Raw genomic sequence first — 25,661 nt, 5'->3', positions numbered from 1 at the left:
GGGACTGATCTCGATACTGGACGCGGTAAGATGGCTCAAGCGTTCTTCATGAACCGCCGTGGTACGGAACCGTATGCCCGGTGGTGTGAGAGGACAGGGGAGGCGACTCCCCTTCCTACTCGATCCTATCTTCGATGTAAGGGACGAATGCAGCGTGGCAAGAACCCAGGACGAAATTCGCCAGACCAACGTTAAGAAGATTCTCTTAGCGGCGGAGCAGCTATTTGCCGAAAAAGGCTACGCCGGTGCCTCCATGGGGGAAATCGCCCAGATGGCCGATATTCCCAAGTCCAACGTGCACTATTACTTTTCGACCAAAAAGGCCCTGTACCAGGACGTATTGCTGGAGCTTCTAGAGGTCTGGAAGCAGGACGCGCTCTGCTTCGAGCTCTACGATGACCCCCGCGTGGTGCTCTCCACCTACATTCGCGCCAAGATGAACCACTCCCGCAATCGCGCCCACGGCTCAAAGGTATGGGCGGCCGAGGTGATGCAGGGCGCCCCGATTCTGAAAGAGCGCCTACGCGACAACCTCTACGAATGGGCCAAGCTCAAAGAATCAAAAATTCGCGAATGGGTGGAGTCTGGGCAGATCAACCCCGTCGAGCCCTCCTACCTGCTCTATATGATCTGGGCCTCCACCCAGCACTACGCTGATTTCGACTACCAGATCTGCCTGCTAAACGACGACCAACCGCTGGACGACCTGCAGTTCGAAAAAGCCGTGCAGTCGGTCACCTCGGTGATTTTGCGCGGGATTGGGCTGACGGCTTAAGTGAACTAAGTGCTCTAACTGATCTGCAAAAGGGATTAATGATGGACAATATCGGACAGCCTGTAATCGGTGTTGGCGCTATTCTTGTCCGGCCTGATGGAACTGTGCTGCTTGGCTACCGCGATAAACCCGGCGAGTCGCCAAGCTGGTGTTTGCCGGGTGGACATGTTGATGCGGGAGAGTCATTTAAGACGACGGCTGTTCGCGAAATTGCTGAAGAAACGGGTATTTCCGAGCTGCAGCGTCCAAAGTTGCTGGCGATTACCCAGAACTTGAATAGTGCAGTCTCTATAGTGACAGGGGCCGTACTCGCCAACGTGGAGCAGGATGCTGAAGCATTAGTACTTGAGCCGGAAGTATTTACTGAATGGCGTTGGTTCAGTCCCGGCGCTCTGCCTGCTCCGCTATTTCCGGCAAGCCAGGCGGTACTAGCCCACTGGCTGGGAGATGAATCGCCCACCGGTTGGCAGACGTATCCCATTGCCCTAGCAGAGTAAATCTCGCTATGTAGAGAGTATGCTTTCCATCGGTACCAACGTCTCAAACTTATGCCGCTTACGCGACAGTAACGTGCGGAACTTGCGCAGGTTGTCATCGCCATACAAAACGCGATCGCAGAAACGGTCGTATTCATCCAAATCAGCCACCGTCACAATCAATACAAAATCACATTCGCCGGTCACTTGGTAACACTGCTTAACTTCCGGTGCGCTCAGTGCAGATTTCAAAAAGCGCTGATAGAGCAATTTATTATCCCGCTCCATCGTCACCTCCACCACCATATGCAGGCACTGCCCAAGGGCGTCAGGATTGAGCAGTGCCACCTCCCGTTCGATGGTTCCCGCGTCGTGCAACCGCTTTACCCGCTTTAAACAGGCAGAGGGAGAGAGCCCTATCTCATCTGCCAGCGCTTGATTGGTTAGGCTGGCGTCACGCTGGAGCTGGTCAAGGATTCGTCGATCAATGGCGTCCATGAAATAAAATGCTCTTCCTGTGCTTATAAAGAATGAATAGTGATTGTTAATGCAGTATTGAAAGGAAGATTCTGCATTGCCTCCTTTACCATAACGATTATTCAGACGATGGCAATGGAGAGCTAGAGGCCTATGAGCACTTATCACCTATTGGATGGTTTATGTAGCGTTCTCAAAGACGCGCTGCGTGTATACGTAACGCTACTCAAAATCCTGATTCCGGCGTTGCTCATCGTCAAAGGGTTAGAGTTGTTGGGTGTTGTCGATTGGTTGGGAACATTACTGGCCCCCTTAATGAACGTACTTGGCCTGCCTGAGCAGTTGGGCGTTGTATGGGCGGCGGCGCTCTTTACCAACTTGTACACGGCCATTGCAGTGTTTTTTCAAGTAGCCGGTGATATGTCCTTGAGTGTCGAGCAAGTAACGGTGTTAGGGGCGTTGATGCTGGTAGGACACTCGATTCCTGTGGAGGGAGCGGTTGCCAAGCGGGCGGGGGTGCCCTGGTGGGCCACCTTAGCCTTGCGTGTCGGCGGGGCTTTGCTGTTTGCTTGGTTGTTACACTGCTTTTATTCAACGTTTGGTTTGCTGCAGGCACCGGTTGAGCTGATATGGCAGCCAAGCCTTTCATCGGAGCCAACGCTAAGCGGTTGGGCCGTTGCTCAGCTTGAAACCTTAGCGCTTATTTTTGTGATTATTTTAGCGCTGATCGTGCTGTTAAAACTTCTGAGAAAACTTGGCCTGGAGCGATGGATTCATCTTGTTTTACTACCGCTACTCAAGCTATTAGGCATTGGCCGTTCGGCCGCTAATGTGACGGTGATTGGTTTTACGTTGGGATTAAGTTATGGCGCCGGGCTGCTGATCCGAGACGTGCAAAATGGTGTGCTTAGCAAGCGCGATAGCACGCTTGCGCTATGCTTTCTCGGCCTCTGCCATAGCGTTATAGAGGATACGCTGTTGATCTTAATGCTCGGGGCCGACGTGGCGGGCATCTTGTGGGCACGGCTGTTGTTTGCCGTTGTGGTTGTTGCGATAATTGCCCGCTGGCCTGCAACCGAAGTGAGTAATAAATAGCCTTTACACCGGCTGCCGTAAACGCAAAATAGAGATGCCCAATCCGATAAAAGCACTACCCATCATACGATTAACCCACTTCACCCGTGAGGCACTGCTCAGCCAACGGGAGAGGTGTTTCGCGAGCCCGCCATAGATCATTAAAACGGCGAAGGAGAGCGCCATAAAGGTGCCCACCATAAGCGAAAACTGGGGGAGCAAGGCTCGCTGTGTATCCAAAAACTGTGGAAACAGGGCGGTAAAGAACAGAATCGCTTTAGGGTTACTCACAGCTACCAGTGCGCCTTCACTAAAGGTGCGCCACCTAGGGGTTGGTTTAGCCGCGATAGTAGAGATTGCAAGAGAGGTTCGGCTACGCCACTGACGAATACCCAGATAGATCAAATAAGCCGCGCCGCCCAGTTTAAGCAGGCTAAACAACACCTCTGAGGCATTAAGTACTACGCCTAGCCCCAATACAGCCGTACTCGCCAGTATGAGTAAGCCTGTAATATTGCCCAGCGATGATAGCGCGACGCGCTTGGTGCCGCCTGTCATGCCATTGCGTACTGCGACCAGAAACGCGGGGCCAGGGCTAGCAATACTGACCATGGCCACGGCAACAAAAAGCAGCCAAGTGGAAAGCAGCATGGGCGCATCTCCTGATGAGGTTGAAATGTCTCATTCCGTTAATCCTAATGGATAACCCCCGTGTCGGCGACTCAAAGTTGCATTTTAGAGAGTCTGTGAATTAGCAAGCTGCTCTGCACGCCTCTAATATCTCTTTTGGCAGTGGCTCTTCTTTCAGGTTGCGAGCACATCACACGCCTGGTTCTACAATGTCGGCATGCTCTCAAGTCCGCTTCGATTTGCTCGAGATCGTCAGCATTTCAGTGGGGAGCACCCAGTTTTGTAAGACATTCGCTATAGATTTTGTAAGACATTCGCCATTGGTTTTGTAAGATATCTCTTAAAAATCGATGACCGAATTGATTTTATTAGTGGATGCTGTAGTTTTTCTTCGCACTTAAGGGGCGTTGTCAAAAGTGCAAAGCCCTATCTAATCCGAGCTCAAAGCCTAATCGGTAATTGGCGTCAGCTTAATACTACTGTTCGTAGAAGCGCCCTTTCTCATCAAGAATGAAAAGGGCGATCACTCATGGCGGCATTCGGTATCGATGACGCTTGTATTTAGCCTTACTGGACTTCAGGCGCATGCCTCTATTTATTTCGATTATCACTACCTTTCCTACCGTGATTTTTACGGTACTCCTATGTGTGGCTGTTGTTTACTGGTTACTTTCGCTATCGGGGTTGGCCGATAGCGATGTCATAGAGGGTGATGTTGGCGATGGAAGTTCGCTGGCGTTGGGTGGCTTACTGGCAACGCTGGGTTTGCACGGCGTTCCCCTGCCATTGGTGATCACACTGGTGGCATTAACCGGATGGCTGTTTAGCTACTTCGCTACGCTGCTCTTGGGAACGTACCTTAACCCAGGCTTGTTACTGTGGCTGTTTAATGGCGTTGTGCTGGTTCTAGGTTTTGTAGTTGCCACTATCATAACTTCCTTACTAATTCGTCCTTTGCGGCCCCTCTTTCGCCCCGCTCAACACCTGCCAATTGAGCAGCGACTGACAGGTAAGCAATGCACCGTTCGCTCGGCAGAAGTGAACAAAGAGAAAGGCCGCGCCGATGCACATATCGATGGTGACCATCTTATTTTACAAGTGCGAAGCGACTCAGCGTTGGTGCGGGGTGAGCGAGCCATCATCATTCAGTACTTGGTTAATGAAGATGCGTACTGGGTGGTATCTGAGAAAGATTTTGAAGCCGGCTTAGCCGATTAATTGCCTTGGTGCAGGAGATGAAGATGGATTTGTCGTGGATTATGCCACTACTGGTTAGTGTCTGTGTGCTTGTTATTGCACTGCTTGTAATACTGTCACTGTTTAAAGCCTTTTATCGGAAGATCGACCAAGGGCAGGCATTGATCGTCAATGACCTTTCCACGACTCCCAAGGTTTACTTTACCGGCGCCATGGTGCTGCCCGTTGTTCACCGTTCGGAAACCATGAAGATCTCGGTGATCACCCTGGAGCTGAACCGTACCGGGAAAGAGGGGCTGATCTGCCGCGACAACCTTCGTGCCGACATCAGCGTAGCGTTTTACCTGCGTGTCAATGCGACTGCCGAAGATGTCTTGCGGGTTGCCAAATCCGTTGGCGTAGGCCGTGCCTCCGATCGTGATGCCGTTAATGAGCTGTTTAACGCCAAGTTCAGCGAAGCATTGAAGACCGTCGGTAAAAAGATGGACTTCATGCAGCTCTTCGAAGAGCGTCAGCAGTTCCGCGACGCCATCGTTGAGACCATTGGCCAGGATCTCAATGGCTATATTCTCGAAGACGTGGCCATTGATTATTTAGAGCAGACACCGAAAAGCTCGCTGGATCCGAACAATATTCTGGATTCAGAGGGTATCAAGTGTATTACCGAGATTACTGCCCGGCACAATGTTGAAACCAACCGCCTGGAGCGTGACCAAGAGCTGGAGATTCAGCGCAAGAATGTCTCCGCGCGTGAAGCTGCGTTAGAACTTGAGCGGACACAGGCGGATGCCGAGGCGCGTCAGCGGCGTGAAATCGAAAGCCTCCAGTCTCGTGAGCAGTCCGAAGCCGAGCAGGTGCTTCAGCAGGAGCGTGCGAAAAGCGAAGCGGCCCGGATTAAAACCGATGAAGAGCTGGCGATTGCTGAAGAGAACAAGCAGCGTCAGATCGAAATGGCCACCAAGGCCCGCGAGCGTGCAGTCCAGGTAGAAGAGGTGCGCATTCGCCAGGCCAAAGAGCTTGAGGATGTGACCCGCGAGCGCGCGGTCGAAATTGAACGAATCGGTATGGAGAAAGCGCTGGAAGAGGAGCGCAAAGAGATCGCCGAGATTACCAGCCAGCGTATTGCGGTTGAACGCAGCGTGGCGGAAGAAGAAGAGAACATTAACGATGTGCGCAATCGCGCCGAAGCCGAGCGTCAGAAGGTCACTCGCCTGACTGCTGCCCAAGCCGAGGCAGAGGAGCTCAAGCTTAAAGAAGTCCGTGCCGCGGAAGCTGTGTTCGAGCGCTCGAAGCTGGAAGCGGAAGAGGCGGTTATTCGCGCTCAAGCCGATCTGGACGCCGCCGAGAAGAAATCCGCCGCAGAAGAGAAGCAGGCGCGCGGTCACCAGGCGCTTGCCGCCGCAGACGGCCTTGCCGAAGCGCAAGTGCTCGAAGCGCGTGCCCACGCCCAGCGTAGCGAAGGCTTTGCCCTTGCCGAGGTTAAAACGGCCAATGCGAAAGCCGATGAGGATGCCGGCCTGGCGGAAGTGCGTATTCTTGAGCAGCGCCTTGAAGCTGAGGCCATGGGCGAAGAAAAATTGGGCACTGCGAAAGCACAGTCCAGAGAAGCGATGGCCAAAGCCGAAGCCAATGGGTTGGTGGAGAAGCTACGCGCTTACGACAATATGTCCGAAGAAGCTCGCCACTTCGAAGAGTTCCGTATGAACCTGGAAGTGCACGAAAAAGAAGTCATGGCGCAAATCGAAGCCCAGCGCATCGGCATGCTGGAGAATGGCAAGGTGATGGCTGCCGCGATGAACAATGCCAAGTTTGAACTGATTGGTGGCGACAGCGATGTGTTTGAAAAACTCACCGCCGGCCTGGGCTACGGTAAAGCAGTACAAGGCGTGCTCGATAAGTCGCCAGCGCTACAAGCCACGCTGGCGGGCTTGGCAAACCGTGCCTTGAACGCTGACGCTGGCAAAGCCTCCGAATCTGCCTAAAGGGCAGGGCGGCTCTCTATGCAGAGAGTCGCCTTCCCACCTATGCAGAGAGTCTCGGCTACATCGTTCCAAGCGGCCAGTGGCACCTTTCTAAGACCGCAATCGTCACCCCATTGCGGTCTTTGCTATTTCTAGTGAGCACTTTTTCAGGATGAATACTATGTCGAAGGAGCACTCTTCGGTTGAAAACATCGTCAGAGAAAGCACCGCATTCGAGACGATCCAGCGGCGGTTGAGAACCCAGGGCGGCGAGCTGGGCGCTTCGATCGGTAAGCTGAACGAAGCCCGCGCTGACGTTTTCGGTAGCAGCAGCATGTCGCTGTTGGGCAGAGCCCGGGTACGCACCGAAAATAACGCCATTGCCCGCGATATGGTGCGTATTGGCGAGCAAATCCTGTTTGGCTTTAATGTGCAGTTGGGGCTGCGCAAAGAGCTTGAGGCGAGCGATATCTTTGCGCTCTACTACCTCAAAGACGATGAAGAGGGGCTGGAGTTAAGCGAAGCGCCGATGGCGGATAGCTTCCTCACCGAGAGCCGCTTTGTTCAGGATTTCAAAGAGCTCCAGAAATACTACAGTCACGCTACGCTGGTTCAACTGGTCACCCTGAACAACAAACTGCTGATTGCTTTTCAAATAGGTGAAAAGCTTAGCGACCTGCGCGTCTTCCGCTGGGAATTGGCCGCGAGCGGTGAGGTGAGCCGCTATATCGATAACCGCGGTGAGCGCGACCTGGTGTTTCCCGACCGCTTCGCCTTCTCCTGGCAGACAGCGGGTCGGGATATGCAGGAGCAGGGCCGCGCGCCGCATCTGAATATTCTTGATACCGTCTTTGTCGATAACCTGCGCGGTAACATTACCTTCAAGATCGAGAACAACACCAGCAGCGGCGAGGGTGTATTCGCCGACCCGGTGGCGTCAGACTCCCAGTCGCTGGACGATGCCACCTTTGAATACGCCGACCTTGGTGCTGTCGTCCTGATTCGTATCCTGCCTTTTAATGAGCAGCAGTGGCGCTATTACCTTTTCAATCGCGCTGAACAACACGTTAAACGTGTCGATGCCATGGCGGGTTCGGTGGTTGAACTGCCGGAAAACCACGGCCTGATATTTCCCACGGGCTACTATTTGAATACCGGGGAGCTGACCACCTACGAAGTGCCTGAAGAGGATCTGCGCTTCAAGAGAATGGTGCGTTCCCCGAATGGCGAAGATGTTCTGTATGTCTTCTACGCGCCACAAACCGGGCAGGTGGTGCTTTACCGCTACAACTTGATCCGCAAGCAGGTCGATACCCCCATGGTGGGGCATGGGGCGGCGATACTTGAAAACGGCCAACTGGCAATTTTTTATGCCGAAGATGAGCCAACCCTGGTTCACCCCATCCAGGTATGGGCGACGCCCTTTATGTCGGAGCGCTTTCATGCCCAGGACGCGGTGCGTAACGACACCCCCCTAGGCCGAATCGGCAATCCTGACCTGGTGCGCGGCATTGCCGAACTCAATAGCATTGTGCAGCTCGCTAACGAGCAGCAGGCGTCCGAGCGGCACTTTAACGCCATTATTCGCCGGGTTGACCGCACGCTGAACCAGTTCCACTGGATTGGCGAAGCTGACTTTCAAACCATTCACGCCGCCCTTGAGCAGCTGAAGCACACCGCTGAACTGATGCTCGATGAGTATGAAAAAGTTCAGGCGATTCGTGCCCAGACTGCCCAGGCGCTCGATGACGTTGAAAAACAGCAGGCCTCGCTGCTGCGGGAGTTAAAGCCCAGCAGTTGGAAAACCCCCGATCTATTCGTCACCTACCTGAAACACCTGCGTGACCACCGTGGCCGGCTGATGGCGCTGCGCGAGCGCCGCTACCTGGATGAAGAGCGCTTGCAGGCGTTAGAGCAGGCGCTGGATAAAGCCGAGCAGGGACTGACCCAGCAGACCTTCAGCTTTCTTGCCCAGCCTGAGGCCTTGGATGGCTACCGGGAAACCCTGGCGGCGTTAAAAGAGCAGGTAGGTGAGGCGGAAAATCGTCAGCAGTTGGCAGAGTGCGTAGGGCGTTACCGCGAGTTGACCGCGGGCCTGGATATGATCCAAGGGCTGCTGTCGTCGATGTCCGGGGGTGATGCCATCGAGCAGACGCGGATTACCGAGAACATCTCGAGTATCTACGCCGCGATTAATCAGCAGCGCTCCGAAGCGGAGATTCGTTTACGAGAACAGGGAAGCGCCGAGGCCCAGGCGCAGTTTGCAGCGCAGATCCGCCTGTTTGAGCAGAGCCTGGCCAACGGTGTCGGCGCGCTGCGAGAGCCCGACGACTGCGATCAGCTAATGACCCGCATCCTCGACCAACTCCAGGAGCTGGAGAGTCAGTTCGGGGAATTCGACGAATTCTTGACCACCATTCTCGAACAGCGTGAAAGCGCCCACGAAAGCATCGAAGCACGCCGCCAGCAGCTGCAGGACGAGCGTCAACGGCGTGTCTCCACGTTGACGGACGCCAGCCAGCGGATTCTGGCCAATGTGGAGCGGCGCACGGAACGCTTTGAAACCCTGGAAGAGCTGCATAGCTTCTTCGCGGCGGATGCCATGGTGGGCAAAGTGCGCAGCATGATCGGAGAGCTGCGCGCAATGGGCGGCAACCTTGAGGCGGACGATATCGCCGGGCGCCTGCGCTCCTCTCAAGACGCCGCCATGCGTAGCGTGCGCGACCGTTCCGATATCTATGAATCCGGTGGCGATGTCATTCGCTTAGGGCCGCGCCACCGCTTCAGCGTCAACCAGCAGCATCTCGATTTAACCCTGGTGCCGCGCCAGGAGCGTATCATGCTGCACCTGACGGGCACCCAGTATTACGAGCCGTTGGAAGACGAGCGGCTGACCGAGTTGCAAGACTACTGGGGGATGCTGCTGCCTTCCGAAAGCCCCGCCGTTTATCGCGCCGAGTACCTCGCCTATCGCTTTATGGGTGAGCTGGCGCAGCCCGGTGCCAAGCCCATTAATGTGGAAGATTTCAGCGAACTGCAGCGTCAGATAGCCAATTTTGCCTCGCCGCGTTATCGCGAAAGCTACGAAAAAGGCATCCACGACCACGATGCTGCGTTAATCGTACGCACCCTGTGGCCGGCTCGCCAAAGTGCTGGTTTGCTAGGTTTTGGGCCGCTACCCCGGGCGCTGGCGATGCTGTTCTGGGCCGACCGTATTCATGATGAAGAGGCGACCCGCAATCTGCGCGCCCGCTGTCTGTCAGCGGGTATTCTGTGCCGTATTATGAATAACGAGGATCTGCTCAACGCCTTGATCCAGGAAGTACAGCCGCAGCTCGGCGCCTTTGTATCGGCCCAGCAGATCAACTGCTCGGTGAGTGAGATAAGCAGTGCCACTGATTTTCTGGTACGCCAGTTGGCTGAAGAGGGCGAGCGTTTTCCGGTCACCCAGTACGCCGCCAGCCTGGTGGAGAGCTTTACCACCTCCATGCAGCAGCAGGGCCACTACTCGCACTTCCAAGAGGCCTTGGCCGTGGTGGCGGGTAACCCCGGCGCCCGCTGGGTGATCACTTCCCACTGGCTCCAGGCTCACGCCGGGCAAGCCAAGCAAGAAGCGTTGCTGCACTACCTGCCTGAAGCGATTGCCATGCTCAATACGGCGGATCGGTTAGCCACCGCGCCCCATAATGTCGAACTCGCCTTCACCATTACCGGCTTACTGGGCCAGCACGGGCGGCTTGGGCAGCAGGAGCTCACGCTTCAACTCGACGACTTTCAGGAGCGGTTGCGCCACCATGAGCAGGTCGTGATACGCGACTGGACGGCACTGCAAGAGCGTCGCCAACTGATTTTACGCGAGCAACGGGAGCGGTTGAGGCTCGAAGAGTATCTGCCCAAACCGCTGAACTCCTTTGTACGCAACAAGCTGATTACCGAAAGCTACCTGCCCATTATTGGCGATAACCTGGCTAAGCAGATGGGCACGGTAGGCGACACGCGGCGAACGGATAATAGCGGTTTGCTGATGATGATCTCGCCCCCCGGCTACGGTAAAACCACCCTGATGGAGTATGTGGCGAACCGCCTGGGGCTGATCTTTATGAAGATTAACTGCCCCAGCCTCGGCCATGATGTGACCTCGCTGGATCCTGACGCGGCTACCCACTCCACCGCCCGGGCCGAGCTGATCAAGCTCAACCTCGCCTTTGAGATGGGCAACAACGTGATGCTCTATCTGGATGATATTCAGCATACTCACCCGGAGTTTTTGCAGAAGTTTATCTCGCTATGTGACGGCAGTCGGCGGGTTGACGGCATCTGGAACGGACGTACCAAGACCTACGATATGCGCGGTAAGCGTTTCTGTATCGCCATGGCGGGTAACCCCTACACCGAAAGCGGCGACGTGTTCAAAGTGCCTGATATGCTGGCCAACCGCGCCGATGTTTATAACCTCGGCGATGTGTTGAGTGGCATGGAGGAGGTGTTTGCGCTCTCCTACATCGAGAACGCCATGAGCGCCAATACGGTGCTTGCCTCTTTGGCAACGCGCGGTATGGACGACGTCTACCGCTTTGTGGATATCGCCATGGGCCGGGAGGTGCCGAGCACCGACTTTGAACACGACTATAGCGCCGCAGAGCGCGAAGAGATCGTCGCGGTGCTGAAAAATATGTTCAAAGCCCGTGAAGTGGTACTGCGCGTTAATCAGCAGTATATCGCCTCCAGCGCCCAGGCCGATGAGTACCGCACCGAGCCCTCTTTCCGGTTGCAGGGTAGTTACCGCAACATGAATCGCTTGGCGGAGAAGATGTCGCCGATCCTCAGCGATGACGAGCTTGAAGCGATCATTGATGATCACTACGTCGGCGAAGCGCAGCTGTTAACCCAGGGCGCCGAAGAGAACCTACTCAAGCTGAAAGAGCTGAGAGGCACCTTAAGCGAAGCGGAAAAGCAGCGCTGGGAAGATATCAAACGAGAGTTCCAGCGCCGGCAACTCACCGGGGGCAATGAAGAGACCGGTGCCCTAGTGGTACGCCAATTAAGCTTGATTGCGGAAGGCGTTGGGCAATGGGGGAAGGTAAGGCCGGAGGAGAGTTAATGTCGTCTGAAGAGCAGTCTTCACTCTTATCTGTTCGGTTTGTCGATCAATAAAAGGCGTTCGAGTAAGGAGTTCTAATATGAGTGGAAAACCAGCAGCACGTATTACTGATCCTACTGCGTGCCCTGTGCCAGGACACGGCACAAACCCATTGGTAGATGGCTCGCCGGATGTTTTTTACGACAGTTTGTCCGCCGCAAGGTTAGGCGACAAATCTGCTTGTGGCAGCCCGATTACCCAAGCGGTTTCATCCACGGTATTTGTCAACGGCAAACCCGCCGCGACTCTGGGCAGCATCGGTGCCCACGGCAATACCGTTATCAGCGGCTCGGGAACGGTCATTATTGGTGACGTTGCTATCGGTGGCGGATCTCCGATGAGAACATTAACCACGGATGACAAAGGCATTGGATCCGAGGTTAATCATGAGGCGGAATCAAATGCTAGCCGAGCCGACGCACTGGGCAAAGAAACAAACCATGCGGCTCCTCCTCAGTCATCGCCACAATCCTTGGTTAATGGCAACGATAGCTCTAGTGAGCAAGGTTTGGGAGACGAGCAGGAACCACCTATCATTAATATGGCAGAGGATAGGTGGGAGAGCATTGTCAACGATACACCAGCGATATTTCAGATTGCCGAAGATCCGAACGCAAAATCAGGAAAAATACCACGTGAGATAGACCGCATGAATGACGTCAGGGGGAACGAGAGCATGTATCGCGAGGTCGCTAGGGAGGTTGGTATTGATGCAAATTTAGTGATGGCAATCGCCTACATGGAGACAACCCGTGGCTGGTATGACCGGGCTTATGATGCAGCGAACTCTGTCGATGAATTTGTTCTAGGTGGTGCTGGTTTTGACGACTGGGCACTCAAAGGGACTGGGATTGCTCAGAAGACATTCCGTCCAATGAACGTGAATCCTGACTACTGGGCACCGTTGTTGGAAGAGCTTGAATATATGAAAGAGGATGTAATATCCGACCCACGAGCCAACATAAGAGTGGGTGCCGAGCTTTTGAAGCGGATTCGTGACAGGGTGCCGAATCCGACGGTAGAAAAAGTCGCCAGCATTTACGTTACCTTGGGCCGAGAAAACACAAACGATTACGGTGCACGGGTGCAACGCCTCTACGACACAAGGCCTTGGGAAAGATGAGAAAGCCTTCGGTGCTGCAGATATACATAATAGTGTCTCTCCTGATTGCCATGGGTATTGCTGTTTTGGCTACCATGGCAGAAGTCAGTCTCAACCACCAGGAAGCCTACTGCGTCTATTACGATAAGGATAACTGTCGGCTTAATTACGGCGTTGTTACCAAGCTGATCCTCTTTGCCTTTTTGGTAAATTCCGCTATTGCAAGCATTGTTGGGCTCTTCCTTGCGCCGGTATACGTGGTAGTAAGATGGATCTGGCGTAAGGTGCGGAAATGAGATGGAGAAGCACCGTGGAATCGCCATTTGATCTGGCTGAAGCGTTAGCTAAGCAACCACATATGCTGGAGATGCCCGGCAATCTTTTAATGAGAGGCGGCCCCGAGGACTATATTGGGGCCGTGCTTTGCCTACGGGGCACGCTCTACTTCAAGGAGGCGCATACGCCCTCGGTACGTGAGGCGCTATGCCAGTGCTTCGACGCATTTAAACGTCTGGCTGAGCCACACCTCACTTGGCTGTGGTGCGAGGAGCCGCCGGAAGGCAGTCCGCTAACCCCCTATCCTGAGGCCAGACCTTTGCGCGACATGCTCTCCCGCATGGACGAGAATTACCCGCTGAGCTTTTATTACACCAGCGGCGAGCAATCCAATGATGCGAGTGCTTGGTATTTTAGAATATCTGGACGAGCAGCTTGGCAAGCAAAAATTGGGCGTGACCTTAGCGTATTGGAGTTCTCCATTCCGTTGCTCTATCAGGAGCAGCATCCGTTAAGCTTTCTGCGTTTATTCCTGGATTTCGCGCGGTTGCTAAACCCGGAGCAGGGTTATGCGGGGCATGCCTTCAACCTTTCCGTGACAAATCGGAGCGAGAACGAGCCGACAGAGGCCTTTATGGCTGACCGCATGCCCGGTTTGGATGCGGGGACGGCGGGCTTATTGGCTAACCGACCCCAGTTCAAACCCACCAAGATCAAAACCGTCAGTTGGTTGACGCTACTCAACCAGGAGCGTTTGCAACTAGTCGGGGGGCTGGATTCCCTGCAAGCGCAGCTGCCTCGCAGCCATTTTGCTTTGTATGATTTAGGCCCTAGTGTGGTTATTCAGTCGGGGGCTTACGCTTATATTGCTGGCGATGCTGAAGACCCTAAACCAGCCCCCTACGTGCTGTTGAACCATCTGCTCAAAGGTATCCGTTACGAAACGGTTGGGGATTTACACGGTGGCTCGCGTCACGGTGAGCTGCGTTTGACCGGTTGGGCGGCCGACCAGTGGTTGAAACGCCTGGATGTTGACGAGCAAGAGATGCCTGCGTGGCGTACTAAGCTACTGGAGCAGGAGCCTCGCCTGGATGATACCAACAGCTTGCCGGAGCGTTTGTAGTGTTGGCTTCGTTTAATCAATGGATTGCATCTCGCCCCCAGGCTCAACACTTCTACGACACAAGGCCTTGGGAAAGATGAGAAAGCCTTCGGTGCTGCAGATATACATAATAGTGGCCCTTTTGATCGCCATAGGCATCGCTGCCTTTGGTACCATGGCAGAAGTCAGCCTCAATCATCAGGAAGCCTACTGCGTCTATTACAATAAGGATAACTGTCGGCTTAATTACAGCCTTGTTATCAAAATGTTCTTCTCAGGCTTTTTCGTAATTTCGGTTGTTGCGAGCATCTTTGGACTCTTCTTTGCGCCGGTATACGTGGTAGTAAGATGGGTCTGGCGTAAGGTGTGGAACTGAGATGGAAAAGCCCCGTGGGATAGTGATTTATACGGCCATTGCCCTGCTTTCCTGCGTGGCTTTTTCAGCTTTTGTGACCAGCGCTGGCGTCAGTCATAACTTCAATCAAGAGTACTGCATCTATTACAACCAAACCGACTGCCATTATCGGTACTTTGAGATAGGCAAACTTTTCACTGGATCGTTTTTATTTATCGCAAGATGGGCATTTATTCCAACATTAACCTGGTGCTTTGTGAGGGTATTAATGAAGGCGGTAACAAAAAACCAAACATCGTGGTAATAGCTACGGATGACGACCAAGCGCTGTGGGAAGGCGAAGGTGAATAAAAAGCGGATCAACGTGATATACCTACTTGTTTCGATTGCGCTTGCCTTGATTATTGCGTCACTCATGACTTATGTGGCGCTTGATCATAACCCTCAAGGAGAATTTTGCGCATATTCAAGCGACATGTCTTACTGCGATTACCAGTATGGGGCCATCGCTTCTGTATTTTTAGGGTGGCTGTTTGCGTCCCTGTTTCTCTTCGCGATCCCGGCGGTGTTGTTATGCACCATTAATGGAGGTATAGGCTTTGTCAGATTATTGATCAAGCGATAGTGCAGGGCTGACAGCTAAAGAGCTGCGCCGGGGGCAAGCGCTGCAGGAATGTATTTAACCAATAAAACCATGCGATGTGGACTGCTGCCCATAAGGGCAATTCAAGCTCCATCGCCTTATAAATCAAAGTTTGAGGGGTTACAGGTGAAACACTTTTTCTGGTATTTGTTGATTGGTTTATCGGTTGGGCAGGCAAGCTGGGCTGAGTCGGTGACGCCTCGCCTTCCTGAGGAAATGGTCATGGTCGCCCCGCAGCTAACAGCCGTTAGGACGGGCCTCGAAATCCAGCGTCTCGTGCATGGACAGTTCAAACAGGATGGGGATCAGGTCACCGTTGTACTGCACCTTATCCGCCATCCAATGAATCAAACGCCGACTTGTCAATCAGGTGATCATGATTGCTTACCCAATGTTTCCGATTCGATGACGTAACGTCTGAATGATCCTGAGATGTCGCGGCTTGAACAATATCAAACTCTCCTACACCCTCGCGACGATTCGACCTACTTAAAGTTCCCCATTTTTCGCGAAATGTTCGAGCTGTTGGTTGTTGATGGTCTCAATATTCAGCCACAGGGCGATGCGTGGACGATGACTCGCGATGACGACGTTGCAACAATATGGCAGCCGATGAGTCTTGAACAGGCATCTAACGCTTCCTATTTCGTTCGTAACTTTGCCCTGTTGTTCACCTCCGAGGTAGAGCAGTGTATTGCATCACAACTGGCTCGCGTTTACGCGATCCAAGCGCCTAGCGCAGAGCAACAAGCGCTGCTCGATGCGGTGTCGCTGAACGCGGAAAAGCACCGTTTTCGTGATCGTGAAGAAACGAATCGCTATAAACAGGCTATGCTGATGGAGCACTCGGCCAAATACCTCAGCGGGATGGATAACTGGCCGCAGAGCGCCGCCGAATTCGTATCCATGGAGCCGTTCGAGGGGATTATCGACGCCATTGACGCGCATGTTCTGTTTATGGACAACTTCGAACGTATCAGCAGCGCTGCTCACTATTATCGTCGACTTGATCTCTTTTCCAATGAATATACGCCCGATGAGCAGGTACGCATCGTCTGCAGTGACTTGGTCAATCTTGACTCGCCCTAAGCCGCTCCAGGTTTAATCATGCGTTATTGATTAATGATGCAGCATAGATAAAACAGCCGCTGGTTATCAGCGGCTGACTAATCATTTATCTAAAGCGCTAGCCTAAAGCACTTAATCAATAGCGGAGAAAGGGTTTTCTGCCATTAAGAAAGCGCGTAAGTCGGCTTTTTGAGCGTGGTTATGTAGCCACTCACGAACGTCGCAGGCTTTTTGATAATCGGACTCGCCAAATTTGCTGTGATAAAGATTTTCAAAAGTTTCACTGGTTTTTTCCTGGCGTATCCGCTTTTGCCAGGGATCTGTCAGTATGCTGTTCAAATTGCCTGCCAGTCCTTCCGCAACCAGCATTTCCCACTCACCTTTATTCAACCAAACGCCCCCGACGCGGGCGCTATAGTCGATTCGGTGGGCATTATCTTTAGTAATGCGGAACTTACTCATAATGCCGCCGGTCACCGGGCAAATAAGCGCGCCTACGGTATCTTCAGCTTCAACGCTCTCGACACCAATATCCTCAAATACGTGCTCGGGGTGACGCTCTTTCCAGCTTATGTAGTCTTCAATCAAGATCCAATTGCCGCCGCAATTGTCGCAAGTATGACTACGAAAAAGAGCATCAATAAAGCTGGGGACTAAGTTCCCTTGTTGGCATGCGGTACATTTCATCGGCGCGTTCCTGCTGTTAAGTCCATGATATCTTTCTCATGTATGAAAGTTGTCACAAAGGCTAATTAAGAGCAAGTTGTCACGCCGAGAAATTGACACTTAAAACTTAACCGACGCCTGCAGGCTAACTTCCAGCGGGTCGCCGACCACTAAAAGGACGTCTCAGGCGATTCGTAGGGAGGGGCTGATAGTTCCGGTTCCTGGGGCGGCTTTTTATACAACGTGGGTTCCTGGCCCAGTCGCTCGGCCATGAAACTGATAAAAGCACTAAGTTTCGGCGGCAGATATCGAGTCGGTGGATAAAGCACCCAGGCCTCGCCGCAATAATAATGGGTCTTGAATTGCCATTCCGGAAGTACTTGCACGATATGTCCCTGCTGCAACGCATGGCGAGCGGTGAAGTAGGGCAAACTGCCGATGCCAAGATGCTGTAACACCGCATCAAGCCTTGCCCCGGTGTGATTGACCGCATATCGGCCACGCACATTGACGCTCACGCTCTTGCCATCGAGCTGGAATTTCCAGCGGGAATCACCGGGTTCCTCACCCAGAAAAATGCAATTGTGCGCTTTCAGATCGTGCGGGTGCGCTGGTGTGCCTTGACGCTTGAGATAGTCCGGCGTTGCGCAAAGCATATGGTCGATGTCAATGAGCTTTCGCCCCATAAGACCTGGTGAAGGGCGATCAGTAATACGGATTGCCAGATCCACCTGATCATCAATCAAGTCCACATAGCTGTCCTTGAGCTGTAACTGAACGTCGATTTTGGGATAACGCGTCAGGAAGTCAGGAATGTGGGGGTGGATGACGAAACGTCCTACCGCCTTCGGCACACTGACGCGTATCAAGCCCTGTGGTTCTGGGTCGAACTGCCCGGAAACGGCCATCACGGCCTGCGCTGCGCTCACCATGTCCACGCAACGTCTATGAACCTCATGCCCGCTTTCGCTCAGCCGCAGTTTGCGGGTCGTGCGTTGGAGCAGCCGGGTACCCAACGCCTTCTCCAGACGGGCAACCGAGCGGCTGATCGCCGAGGGCGTTGCGCCCAGCTGGCGTGCCGTTTCTGAAAAGCTGCCGGTTTCGACCACCTTGACGAAGACCGCCATTTCGCCCAACAAGGCGACCATCTGATTTGTGCTCATGAGGCAAAGAGTATTTGAATTTACGTTGGATTATCGCAGACGCTCTTTATCAATACAATTGATAGTCGATGAGAGAGGAACGGATATATGACACCGGATTATCTGGGGGAATTTCTTGCGCTGGCCGCCATCCACTTTCTTGCAGTCGTGGCGCCGGGGCCGGATTTCGCCGTCACGATTCGCCAGAGCGTGCTCTATGGGAGGCGTGTAGGCATCGCTACGGCGGTCGGCATTGGTGTCGGTATCTCGGTGCATGTGATCTATACCTTGCTGGGGGTCGGCGCGTTGATGCACACAACCCCCTGGTTACTGAGTGCGGCCGAGTTGGTGGGCGGAGCCTACCTGTTATATCTCGGCGTCACGTTCATCCGGCAGGCAGGTAAGCACACAACCGGGCTGGCTCTGGATGCTGGAGCCGAGACAGGGGTAAGGAGCTTTCGCCAGTCGTTCGCGCTGGGGTTTCTGACCAATGCGACCAACCCCAAGGCGACGCTGTTTTTCCTGGCCGTGTTCACGACTGTGGTCAGTGATTCGACGCCATTGCGTATCCAAATGCTTTATGGCGGCTGGATGTGCCTGGTCAATGCCGGTTGGTTTGTGTTGGTCAGCCTTGTGTTCACCAGCCCGCCTGTTCGCGCGCGCTTTCTGCGTATCGGTCACTGGTTCGAGCGGTTAATGGGAGTGCTGCTCATCGCGTTTTCGATGCGTCTGTTGTGGGGGATTGGAGGAATGATGTTCACTTTTTCACAATGAGAAGGGTGCTCAAATCTTGTGCAGGGAATAACTGGTAGCTCATAAAAAAAGAGGTAGACAATGATTAGAGAAAGTCTTTTGAAGAATGGGTATTCCAGCTTTGCTGTTCATGACCCACGAGTCTCCCATTATGTGTCGCCAATAGTTAAATCTGGAGTTGGTGAAGAAGATGCCGATAGATGCATGATACTTATCGATTTTTCACCAATGGTTCAAAAAATATGAAAATACTTTTTTCTCTGCTACCGATTCTGATTGCGCTACTTGCGGGGTATGCGATTGGAAGGCTGCTTCCCATCCAGTTCCGTAAGCCACTTTTACATTCGATAACTCCTTTAGTTTGGGTGCTTCTATTCCTTATTGGATTCGAATTTGGTGAGGTGATTTTGTCGGCAAGCTCAATAGGCACCGTGATGAAGGCAGCGTTTGTTTTTGCAGTCTGCACCACGGTGTTTCCATGCCTGCTCATTCTCGGCAAAGTCTCCCTGCCAAAGCGCGTCAGCCATTCAGATTGAGCTATATCTGGCCGCCGCTTAAAGAGTGCCTCATCGCTCTGGTGATGGTTGGGCTGGGCGGTGCGCTTTACCTTCTGCAGGATCGTATTCTAGAGGAGGCGCTGGCGCTTCCGTCAAGCGGTGCCATGCTACTACTGTTAATTCTACTGGTCGGGATCGACCTAACACAGGTCAAACTTAATGTGCGGTGGTTATCGTGGTCGATATTGGCCGTTCCCCTATTTGTCGTTCTGGGATCCTTGGTCGGTGGTGCTATGGCTGCCTGGATTACTGGTGAAAGCTTACGGGTCTCCTTAGCTCTTGCCAGTGGTTTCGGTTGGTTTACGCTTTCTAGCGTCATGATAGGTGATGCGCTTGGGCAGGTGTATGGAACGATGGCACTCATGACAGACCTGCTTCGTGAACTGCTTGCTATTATGGTGCTCTACGCCTTGGGACGGCATCAGCCGCAGGTTGGTATTGGCAGCGCCGGGGCAACTGCACTGGACTCTACGTTGCCGATTATCAAGCAGGCCTGTTCGCCCGATGCGGTGCCATTGGCTCTGGTTAGCGGGTTCTTGTTGACGTTACTGGCACCGGTGTTCATCACTATCATGATTCCAGGGATTTGAAAAAAGCCTTAAAATCGTTGCTTAGTTTAAAGTAGCTGGTGGTTCAGCTTCGAATTTTGCGTAGGCCAGAATTTACCAGGGCTAACTGCGAATGAACGTAGAAGCGAACAGTTTCACCATTTTATCTGACTGCTTCGAGGCGTCGATATCACCTTGCTACAAGTCGCCCGACTTTGGCAGCCGTCGCCTTTGGTTAAAGCCTATAAAGGGGATTCCCTGTTCAAAACTTAACCGACGCCTGCAAGCTAACTTCCAGCGGGTCGCCGACCACTACCCGCGTGCTGCCACCGCTTGAGGGGTAGTAAGTGGTATCAAACAGGTTCTTGGCGTTGAGCTGCAGGTGCAGGTTGTCGCCCAGCCAAGGCGTATCCCAGCCGATAAAGGCATCGGCGACGGTGTAGGCGTCTAGCCGGAAGCTGTTGTCAGCGTCGCCTTCGCGCTCGCCCACATAGCGTACCCCGCCACCCAGACGCCAGTTGCCCAGCCCAGGCGCGGTGGTTAGGTCGTGCGCCAAGTAGAGGCTGGCGGTATGGCGTGCGGCGTTAGTTAGCGCGTTGCCCTGGGTGCCTTCGGTATCTTTGAGTACTTCGGTATCGGTGTAGGCGTAAGCCCCCATTAGCGATAACTGATCGGTCAACTGGCCGGAAACAGTCAGTTCGACACCCTGGGAGCCCGCTTCGCCTACCGTACGGGTCACGCCGTTGTCAGAGACAGCAACATTCTCCTTGCGGATATCGAACAGTGTAACGGCCAACGAGAGTTGGTCATTCCACAGGTGTTTGACGCCGATTTCGCTGCCCATGCTGTGTTCGGGATCCAGTGTTTTGCCGGTATCGCTGTCGGCCCCATTGGGCACAAAGGCTTCGCTATAGCTGGCGTAAACGGACGTCTCCGGGCTCAAACGATGTAGCAGGCTGACTGACGGTAGGAAAATATCGTCGCTGATATCGGTTTCAGTGACAAAATCCTGACTACGGCCGCCAAACTGCTCGTAGTGGGTGTAGCGCCCGCCTAGCCCCAGCGTCCAGCGGTCGTTGAAGTGCCAACGGTCATTCAAGTAGACGCCCGTGGTATTGATCTCATCCAGGCGGTTGCTGCGCGAAGTGTTAAGGCTATCGCTATCCAGGTTCAGGCCGCCGTAGCTTATGTCGTAAATATTTTGATCTGTCACCGCCGTGCCGCGATACACCTCGGCCAGATAATCCCGCTGACGCTCATGATCCACACCGATTGTGAGGTCGTGGCGCATCCCTGCCAGGGTGGCGGTGCCGGTAGTATCCCAGGCGGTATATTGCACGCGGCGGTCAAAGCCATAGTTGGCATCGGCACGGCGGGTTAGCGCGCCGGTGTCTTCATTTACGCGCAGTACCCGCGGTTGACCATCGCTGTACTGGCGGCGATTCCAGCCGTAGGTTAATCGTGTCGACCAGTCGTTGTTGATATCCTGCTCCCACCAGGCGGTGACGGCTTCGTCGTGACCGAATACCCGTGACCAGGATTCGTCGAAACGGCGGTCGTTGGGCACCTTGGCGGGCTCGCCGTCGATCATCACCGTGCCGCGATCCAGATCCAAGTCATAGTCGCGATACTCATAGGAGATCTGTGCACGGCTATCGCTGCCTTCCCAGCGCAGTGAAGGGGCAACGATCGTGCGTCGGTTATTACCGAAAGCACGAAAGGAGTCCTCATCTTCATGGTGAACGATAAACCGGAAGGCCAGCCCGGTATCGGCAAGCGGGCCGGTGACATCCACGCTGGCATTGCCGCCTCCCAGGGAGGTGGCTTCGGCGCTGATCTCGCGTTGCCACTGGTACTCTGGGCGTTTGGTCACCAGGTTGATCACCCCGCCAGGATCCTGCTGGCCTTGAAAGAGCGAGGCTGGCCCCTTGAGCACCTCGACATGATCCACCGTCGCCATGGAGAAAGTGCCGCGGGGCTGGCGAATGCCGTCGATCAACGTCGAGCCATCACTATTGCTCCCAAAACCGCGTTTGATAAAGCCGTCTTCGGTGCCACCCATATTGTTGCCTTCGGTCACCCCTGCGACCATCGCCATCGCTTCAGTGAGGCTGTCGATATTATGATCGGTCATCACCTGGGCGGTGACGGTTTCCACCGTGCGGGCTTCTTCCAGAAACGACACCGGCTGTTTGCTGGCCAAGCTGGAACGCTGGGCACGATAGCTCTGCGGGGCTACGTCAGTGAGGCGATCCGAGGTCACGATCACTGTTTTTGAAACAGTTTCTGAAGCGGGCTCGTTGGCTTGCTGTGCGTAGGCATAGGGCAGCGGGTTCAGCAGTAGCAGCGGCGAAAACAGCGCAATGGTTCGGGAGCGAAGCATGGGGGGATAGATCCTTTTTATCGTCAGTGGGTTGAGGGAGTAAGCGTTATTGAGCGTTGAGTGCGCCCCAGAAGTGCCCCTCGCGACTTAGCGCTGGCGGGGTGGGTAGCAAGGCGTCGAAGGTAGCGGCCGGGTCGAGGTCATAGAAGCGTTCGGGGTAGAGCCATTGGGCAATGCGTTCCAGTGCGACAATGGCAAAGGGGCCTTGGTGAAAGCCGTGCCACAGGGCATAGAATTGCCCCTCCTGAACGGCGTTGAGGTGCGACCAGCCGGGCAGTCCTTGACTAATCGAGCGCAGGTCTTGGGCAATCTCCGCACCGCTAACTCCAAGCCCGACGCTGATACCATCCCCCGCTGGCCACTGCCCTGCGGTGTTGAGGATGATGTCGGGTGGATGGCTCAGCACCCACTCGTTGCTTAGCGTCGCCGAAGCGCCGGGGGTTAACGCGTCAGCGATATTATCGCCGCCCGCCCGCGCGACCAGGTCGGCCAGCCCGTTTCTTAAATTGGTACGGCAGCAGTCAACTTTGACCCCGGGTGCCACATTGATCAGCACAGCGGGTGGGTCTGTGGGCAGATCTGCCAAACGCTGGTCGATACGCGCCAGGCGCTGCTCAATCAGGGCAATCATCGCGCTAGCCCGGGGCGTTGCGTTTAATGCCTGGCCTAAAAGGGCGAGGCTTTTGGGCGTGTTCTCCAGCGGATGACGGTTAAAGTCGATATACAGGTAGGCAATGCCCAACTCGTCCAGCAGCCGTGCCAGTGGGGAGCCTTTTACGCTGCTAGCGCGGGAGAGATCGAACAGCACCAGATCCGGCGCCAGATTCAGCAGTGCTTCGCTATCCAGCTGGGGTATCGGCGCGCTGGACAGCGTGGGTAGTTGGGCAAGCACAGGCCACTGGGTAATAAAGCGCTGGGCCATAGCGGGGTCAAACACGGCCAGCGGATAAGCCCAGCCCGCCAAGCGCGGTGTCGGGTCATCCAGTAGCGTTGCCAAGGCATACAGCTGGCGCGGCTGGGTTAGAAACAGCCGAGTCGGCGGTGCTGAAAGCGTCACCTGGCGGCCTGCTAAATCGGTGACTTGTTTAGGGAAACCCTCTGCAGGCTCACCCGCCAAGCATGCGGCAGCGCTTAACAAACTCATCCAACACAGCAAACTAATAGCCAAGCGGCGCATGTCGGTATCCTAGAGGGTATTCGCAGAGAGATGGCTGACGCGATCGCTTAGCACCACCGGCCGCCCCAGCGAGCAGTGCTCTACTCGCGCCTCTACACCGTAGGCGTCGCGCAGGACGTCGGGTGTAATCGCGTTGTGTGGGTCGCCGGCGGCCAGCAGACCGCCGTTACCAAACAGCAGCACCTGGTCGCAGAAGCGTAGGGCCAAGTTGATATCGTGAATCGCCATCAGGCAGACCGCCTGACGCTCCGCTATCACTGCGCGCACGGTATCGATCAGCGCTAGCTGCCAGCGCAGATCCAGCGCGCTGGTGGGTTCATCCAGCAGTAACAGCGCGGGCTGGCGGGCAATCGCCTGGGCCAGGCCGACCATCTGGCGCTGGCCGCCGGAGAGTTCGCTCAACGGGCGCAGGGCGAGCGAACGAATGGCCAGGGCATCGAAAACGCGCTCGATTAACGCGTCTATCTGTGGTCGGCTGAGGTCGGGGCGTACGGCTCGACAGGCGCTAAGTACCGCTTCATAAGCGACTAGGGTGGTGGCCTGGGGGAGCGTTTGCGGCAGATAGCCCACATGGCGCATCCGCGCGGCGCCGCTAAGGGTGGCAAGGTCGATATCGTTAAGCTGCATACGCCCGCTGGAAGGCTGTAGGCCCGCGATGGCCTTTAACAGGGTCGATTTACCCACCGCATTGGGCCCCAGCACCGCGACCAGCGAACCGGGTGGCAGTGAGGGCAGGTTTAGCTGCTCAAACACGCGCCGTTTGCGATAGCCGGTGGTGAAATCGCTGAGCGTAAAGCCTGCACTCATCGCGCTCGCCCCTGCAGCATGATCAAGGCCATAAAGAAGGGGATGCCCACCAACGAGGTTACTAGCCCCACAGGCAGTACCAACCCATCGACCAGCGTTTTACTGGCGATAGAAGCAAGTGACAGCACCAGTGCCCCGGCCAGGGTGCTGCCGGGTAGGTAGAAACGATGGTCTTCGCCCAGCGCCAGCCGGGCCATATGCGGGCCAACCAGCCCAATAAAGCCAATGGTGCCCACAAACGCCACCGCAGCGGCGGCGAGCAGGCTGACTCTAAGCAGCGAGATAAGCCGCAACCGCTCAACCCCAATACCGAAGCTGCGCGCGTGTTCATCACCCGAGCGTAGCGCCGTCATAGCCCAGGCGCTGCGCAGTGAGAAGGGCAGGCAAACGGCCAGCACTGCCGCCACAATGGCCACTGTCTCCCAGGAGGAGCGGGACAGACTGCCCATGGTCCAGAACACTAGCTGCTGTAACGCATCGGGGCTGGCAATCAACTGCAAAAGCGCGACCAGCGCGTTGAGCACAAACACCAGCGCAATCCCAAACAGCACGATAATCTCGCGGCTGGCCCCATAGAGGCGAGACAGCGCATTGATGGTCAAAATCGATGCTGCCGCAAATACAAACGCCATCAAGGCGGTGGCGTAGTGGGCGTTCAGACCAAACAGGGTAAGGTTAAACACAATCACCAGCGAAGCGCCCAGGGTGGCCGCCGCACCCACGCCCAGGGTAAAAGGGCTGGCCAAGGGGTTATTCAGCACCGTTTGCATTTCTGCACCGGCCAGACCCAGCGTGGCGCCTACCAGCACCGCCATGAGCGCCGCAGGCATGCGGATCTCCCAGACAATGGCCTGCTGAATGGGCCCTTGGGAATGGGCATCAAAAATCAGCGTGATCAGTTTATTAAGCGAAATAGGCGCTGGGCCGGTGGCGATATCGGCAAGTAGCGACAACACCAGCGCGATCGCTAAGCCTGCGACGATCAGTAGGCGAGCGACAATAAAGCGCCGATAGGTGGATGCCAACGGAGCAGCAAGCGGCGAAGAGGCGGGCATTGTGAAGGTGTTTCCAAGTGAGAACGCAAATTTAACAGATTTAGTCTTATTTGCGACTAAAACTCATTCGTTTTTGTATTTTCATCCTTTAGTCGTAGCGTTGTCAACCGCAGGGAAACCTAGCGCCGTCTGATTGCCGTACTGGTTCCCCTATGTTCTATTGAAGGTCTTAGCCCGGATTTCTCATAGCGCCTCTGCCAGTACCGCACTCAGGCTGTAATACCGTAAAACACCTATTGGCACGCCTTAAATAGCCTACTGTTTACCCCTTTTCCGTCGTTCAGACACACTTCCCCC

22 protein-coding genes are annotated in these 25,661 nt (G+C 54.7%); 14 read left to right on the top strand and 8 right to left on the bottom strand.

The features are described 5' to 3' along the window. Positions 1–154: 154 nt before the first annotated feature. Both QT231_RS22515 and QT231_RS22510 read left to right on the top strand, forming a co-directional pair. A complete protein-coding gene (locus QT231_RS22515) occupies positions 155–775 on the top strand; it encodes a TetR/AcrR family transcriptional regulator (protein ID WP_308339030.1) in 621 nt (206 codons plus the stop codon). 41 nt (positions 776–816) lie between these two features. Next, positions 817–1,272, top strand: a complete 456-nt coding sequence (locus QT231_RS22510) for an NUDIX domain-containing protein (protein WP_308339029.1) — start codon at positions 817–819, stop codon at positions 1,270–1,272. A 6-nt stretch (positions 1,273–1,278) separates the two neighbouring features. Here QT231_RS22510 and QT231_RS22505 read toward each other — a convergent pair whose 3' ends face one another. Further along, positions 1,279–1,749 carry an Lrp/AsnC family transcriptional regulator gene (locus tag QT231_RS22505; protein ID WP_308339028.1) on the bottom strand — a complete coding sequence of 157 codons (471 nt, stop codon included), beginning with the start codon at positions 1,747–1,749 and terminating at the stop codon, positions 1,279–1,281. Positions 1,750–1,881: 132 nt separating this feature from the next. Here QT231_RS22505 and QT231_RS22500 point away from each other — a divergent pair, with 132 nt between their 5' ends. After that, a complete protein-coding gene (locus QT231_RS22500; protein WP_308339027.1) occupies positions 1,882–2,823 on the top strand; it encodes a nucleoside recognition domain-containing protein in 942 nt (313 codons plus the stop codon). Positions 2,824–2,826: 3 nt separating this feature from the next. Here the strand turns inward: QT231_RS22500 and QT231_RS22495 are convergent, their stop codons facing one another. Beyond that, positions 2,827–3,453, bottom strand: a complete 627-nt coding sequence (locus tag QT231_RS22495) for a LysE family translocator (protein WP_308339026.1) — start codon at positions 3,451–3,453, stop codon at positions 2,827–2,829. Between the two features lie 564 nt (positions 3,454–4,017). On the opposite strand from QT231_RS22495, the gene QT231_RS22490 reads away from it, so the two are divergent. The 8 genes from QT231_RS22490 (at position 4,018) to QT231_RS22455 (ending at position 16,297) form a co-directional block, all read left to right on the top strand. Continuing rightward, the gene (locus tag QT231_RS22490; protein ID WP_308339025.1) at positions 4,018–4,650 is read left to right on the top strand and encodes a hypothetical protein; all 633 of its coding nucleotides are present in this window, start codon (positions 4,018–4,020) and stop codon (positions 4,648–4,650) included. A 23-nt stretch (positions 4,651–4,673) separates the two neighbouring features. Then, positions 4,674–6,611: an SPFH domain-containing protein gene (locus QT231_RS22485; protein ID WP_308339024.1), complete on the top strand. Its 1,938-nt coding sequence runs from the start codon at positions 4,674–4,676 to the stop codon at positions 6,609–6,611. A gap of 160 nt (positions 6,612–6,771) precedes the next feature. Further along, the gene (locus tag QT231_RS22480) at positions 6,772–11,691 is read left to right on the top strand and encodes a DNA repair ATPase (protein ID WP_308339023.1); all 4,920 of its coding nucleotides are present in this window, start codon (positions 6,772–6,774) and stop codon (positions 11,689–11,691) included. 79 nt (positions 11,692–11,770) lie between these two features. Continuing rightward, positions 11,771–12,853 (top strand): PAAR domain-containing protein, encoded by a 1,083-nt coding sequence (locus tag QT231_RS22475; RefSeq protein ID WP_308339022.1) that lies wholly within the window; start codon positions 11,771–11,773, stop codon positions 12,851–12,853. Positions 12,854–13,142: 289 nt separating this feature from the next. Further along, positions 13,143–14,231 (top strand): type VI immunity family protein, encoded by a 1,089-nt coding sequence (locus QT231_RS22470; RefSeq protein ID WP_308339021.1) that lies wholly within the window; start codon positions 13,143–13,145, stop codon positions 14,229–14,231. Between the two features lie 356 nt (positions 14,232–14,587). Then, positions 14,588–14,869, top strand: coding sequence for a hypothetical protein (locus QT231_RS22465; RefSeq protein ID WP_308339020.1), 282 nt, complete (start codon positions 14,588–14,590; stop codon positions 14,867–14,869). A gap of 369 nt (positions 14,870–15,238) precedes the next feature. Continuing rightward, a complete protein-coding gene (locus QT231_RS22460) occupies positions 15,239–15,622 on the top strand; it encodes a hypothetical protein (protein ID WP_308339019.1) in 384 nt (127 codons plus the stop codon). 18 nt (positions 15,623–15,640) lie between these two features. Next, on the top strand, positions 15,641–16,297 hold the full coding sequence (locus tag QT231_RS22455; RefSeq protein WP_308339018.1) for a hypothetical protein: 657 nt from the start codon (positions 15,641–15,643) through the stop codon (positions 16,295–16,297). A gap of 111 nt (positions 16,298–16,408) precedes the next feature. Here QT231_RS22455 and QT231_RS22450 read toward each other — a convergent pair whose 3' ends face one another. Together QT231_RS22450 and QT231_RS22445 are read right to left on the bottom strand one after the other, a co-directional pair. Then, entirely contained in the window at positions 16,409–16,963 is a 555-nt protein-coding gene (locus QT231_RS22450; RefSeq protein ID WP_308339017.1) for a zf-TFIIB domain-containing protein, read from the bottom strand. A gap of 149 nt (positions 16,964–17,112) precedes the next feature. Next, positions 17,113–18,105, bottom strand: a complete 993-nt coding sequence (locus QT231_RS22445) for a LysR family transcriptional regulator (RefSeq protein WP_308339016.1) — start codon at positions 18,103–18,105, stop codon at positions 17,113–17,115. Positions 18,106–18,192: 87 nt separating this feature from the next. On the opposite strand from QT231_RS22445, the gene QT231_RS22440 reads away from it, so the two are divergent. The 3 genes from QT231_RS22440 to QT231_RS22430 all read left to right on the top strand — a co-directional run bounded on the left by QT231_RS22440 (position 18,193) and on the right by QT231_RS22430 (position 19,984). Further along, positions 18,193–18,858 carry a LysE family transporter gene (locus tag QT231_RS22440; protein WP_308339015.1) on the top strand — a complete coding sequence of 222 codons (666 nt, stop codon included), beginning with the start codon at positions 18,193–18,195 and terminating at the stop codon, positions 18,856–18,858. 179 nt (positions 18,859–19,037) lie between these two features. Further along, entirely contained in the window at positions 19,038–19,373 is a 336-nt protein-coding gene (locus QT231_RS22435; RefSeq protein ID WP_308339014.1) for a hypothetical protein, read from the top strand. Then, on the top strand, positions 19,316–19,984 hold the full coding sequence (locus QT231_RS22430; RefSeq protein WP_308339013.1) for a lysine exporter LysO family protein: 669 nt from the start codon (positions 19,316–19,318) through the stop codon (positions 19,982–19,984). Before QT231_RS22435 ends, QT231_RS22430 begins: the two co-directional genes overlap by 58 nt. A gap of 220 nt (positions 19,985–20,204) precedes the next feature. On the opposite strand, the gene QT231_RS22425 is transcribed toward QT231_RS22430, so the two are convergent. The 4 genes from QT231_RS22425 to QT231_RS22410 are packed head-to-tail and all read right to left on the bottom strand — an operon-like array spanning position 20,205 to position 25,364. Further along, positions 20,205–22,325: a TonB-dependent siderophore receptor gene (locus QT231_RS22425; RefSeq protein ID WP_308339012.1), complete on the bottom strand. Its 2,121-nt coding sequence runs from the start codon at positions 22,323–22,325 to the stop codon at positions 20,205–20,207. Positions 22,326–22,371: 46 nt separating this feature from the next. Then, positions 22,372–23,502, bottom strand: a complete 1,131-nt coding sequence (locus QT231_RS22420; RefSeq protein ID WP_308339011.1) for an ABC transporter substrate-binding protein — start codon at positions 23,500–23,502, stop codon at positions 22,372–22,374. 9 nt (positions 23,503–23,511) lie between these two features. Then, positions 23,512–24,309 (bottom strand): ABC transporter ATP-binding protein, encoded by a 798-nt coding sequence (locus tag QT231_RS22415; RefSeq protein ID WP_308339010.1) that lies wholly within the window; start codon positions 24,307–24,309, stop codon positions 23,512–23,514. Then, a complete protein-coding gene (locus QT231_RS22410) occupies positions 24,306–25,364 on the bottom strand; it encodes an iron ABC transporter permease (protein WP_308339009.1) in 1,059 nt (352 codons plus the stop codon). Before QT231_RS22410 ends, QT231_RS22415 begins: the two co-directional genes overlap by 4 nt. Between the last annotated feature and the right edge of the window lie 297 nt (positions 25,365–25,661).

Source organism: Halomonas sp. SpR1, assembly GCF_031010175.1.
Lineage (GTDB): Bacteria > Pseudomonadota > Gammaproteobacteria > Pseudomonadales > Halomonadaceae > Vreelandella.
This window is presented reverse-complemented; position numbering and strand designations above follow the sequence as displayed.

What these genes read in the sequence shown, in the direction of transcription:
- QT231_RS22510 (WP_308339029.1), top strand. Translation starts at nt 817, where the DNA reads ATGGACAATATCGGACAGCCTGTAATCGGTGTTGGCGCTATTCTTGTC.
- QT231_RS22505 (WP_308339028.1), bottom strand. Translation starts at nt 1,749, where the DNA reads ATGGACGCCATTGATCGACGAATCCTTGACCAGCTCCAGCGTGACGCC.
- QT231_RS22500 (WP_308339027.1), top strand. Translation starts at nt 1,882, where the DNA reads ATGAGCACTTATCACCTATTGGATGGTTTATGTAGCGTTCTCAAAGAC.
- QT231_RS22495 (WP_308339026.1), bottom strand. Translation starts at nt 3,453, where the DNA reads ATGCTGCTTTCCACTTGGCTGCTTTTTGTTGCCGTGGCCATGGTCAGT.
- QT231_RS22490 (WP_308339025.1), top strand. Translation starts at nt 4,018, where the DNA reads ATGCCTCTATTTATTTCGATTATCACTACCTTTCCTACCGTGATTTTT.
- QT231_RS22485 (WP_308339024.1), top strand. Translation starts at nt 4,674, where the DNA reads ATGGATTTGTCGTGGATTATGCCACTACTGGTTAGTGTCTGTGTGCTT.
- QT231_RS22480 (WP_308339023.1), top strand. Translation starts at nt 6,772, where the DNA reads ATGTCGAAGGAGCACTCTTCGGTTGAAAACATCGTCAGAGAAAGCACC.
- QT231_RS22475 (WP_308339022.1), top strand. Translation starts at nt 11,771, where the DNA reads ATGAGTGGAAAACCAGCAGCACGTATTACTGATCCTACTGCGTGCCCT.
- QT231_RS22465 (WP_308339020.1), top strand. Translation starts at nt 14,588, where the DNA reads ATGGAAAAGCCCCGTGGGATAGTGATTTATACGGCCATTGCCCTGCTT.
- QT231_RS22460 (WP_308339019.1), top strand. Translation starts at nt 15,239, where the DNA reads ATGTATTTAACCAATAAAACCATGCGATGTGGACTGCTGCCCATAAGG.
- QT231_RS22455 (WP_308339018.1), top strand. Translation starts at nt 15,641, where the DNA reads ATGTCGCGGCTTGAACAATATCAAACTCTCCTACACCCTCGCGACGAT.
- QT231_RS22450 (WP_308339017.1), bottom strand. Translation starts at nt 16,963, where the DNA reads ATGAAATGTACCGCATGCCAACAAGGGAACTTAGTCCCCAGCTTTATT.
- QT231_RS22445 (WP_308339016.1), bottom strand. Translation starts at nt 18,105, where the DNA reads ATGAGCACAAATCAGATGGTCGCCTTGTTGGGCGAAATGGCGGTCTTC.
- QT231_RS22440 (WP_308339015.1), top strand. Translation starts at nt 18,193, where the DNA reads ATGACACCGGATTATCTGGGGGAATTTCTTGCGCTGGCCGCCATCCAC.
- QT231_RS22435 (WP_308339014.1), top strand. Translation starts at nt 19,038, where the DNA reads ATGCATGATACTTATCGATTTTTCACCAATGGTTCAAAAAATATGAAA.
- QT231_RS22430 (WP_308339013.1), top strand. Translation starts at nt 19,316, where the DNA reads ATGCCTGCTCATTCTCGGCAAAGTCTCCCTGCCAAAGCGCGTCAGCCA.
- QT231_RS22425 (WP_308339012.1), bottom strand. Translation starts at nt 22,325, where the DNA reads ATGCTTCGCTCCCGAACCATTGCGCTGTTTTCGCCGCTGCTACTGCTG.
- QT231_RS22420 (WP_308339011.1), bottom strand. Translation starts at nt 23,502, where the DNA reads ATGCGCCGCTTGGCTATTAGTTTGCTGTGTTGGATGAGTTTGTTAAGC.
- QT231_RS22415 (WP_308339010.1), bottom strand. Translation starts at nt 24,309, where the DNA reads ATGAGTGCAGGCTTTACGCTCAGCGATTTCACCACCGGCTATCGCAAA.
- QT231_RS22410 (WP_308339009.1), bottom strand. Translation starts at nt 25,364, where the DNA reads ATGCCCGCCTCTTCGCCGCTTGCTGCTCCGTTGGCATCCACCTATCGG.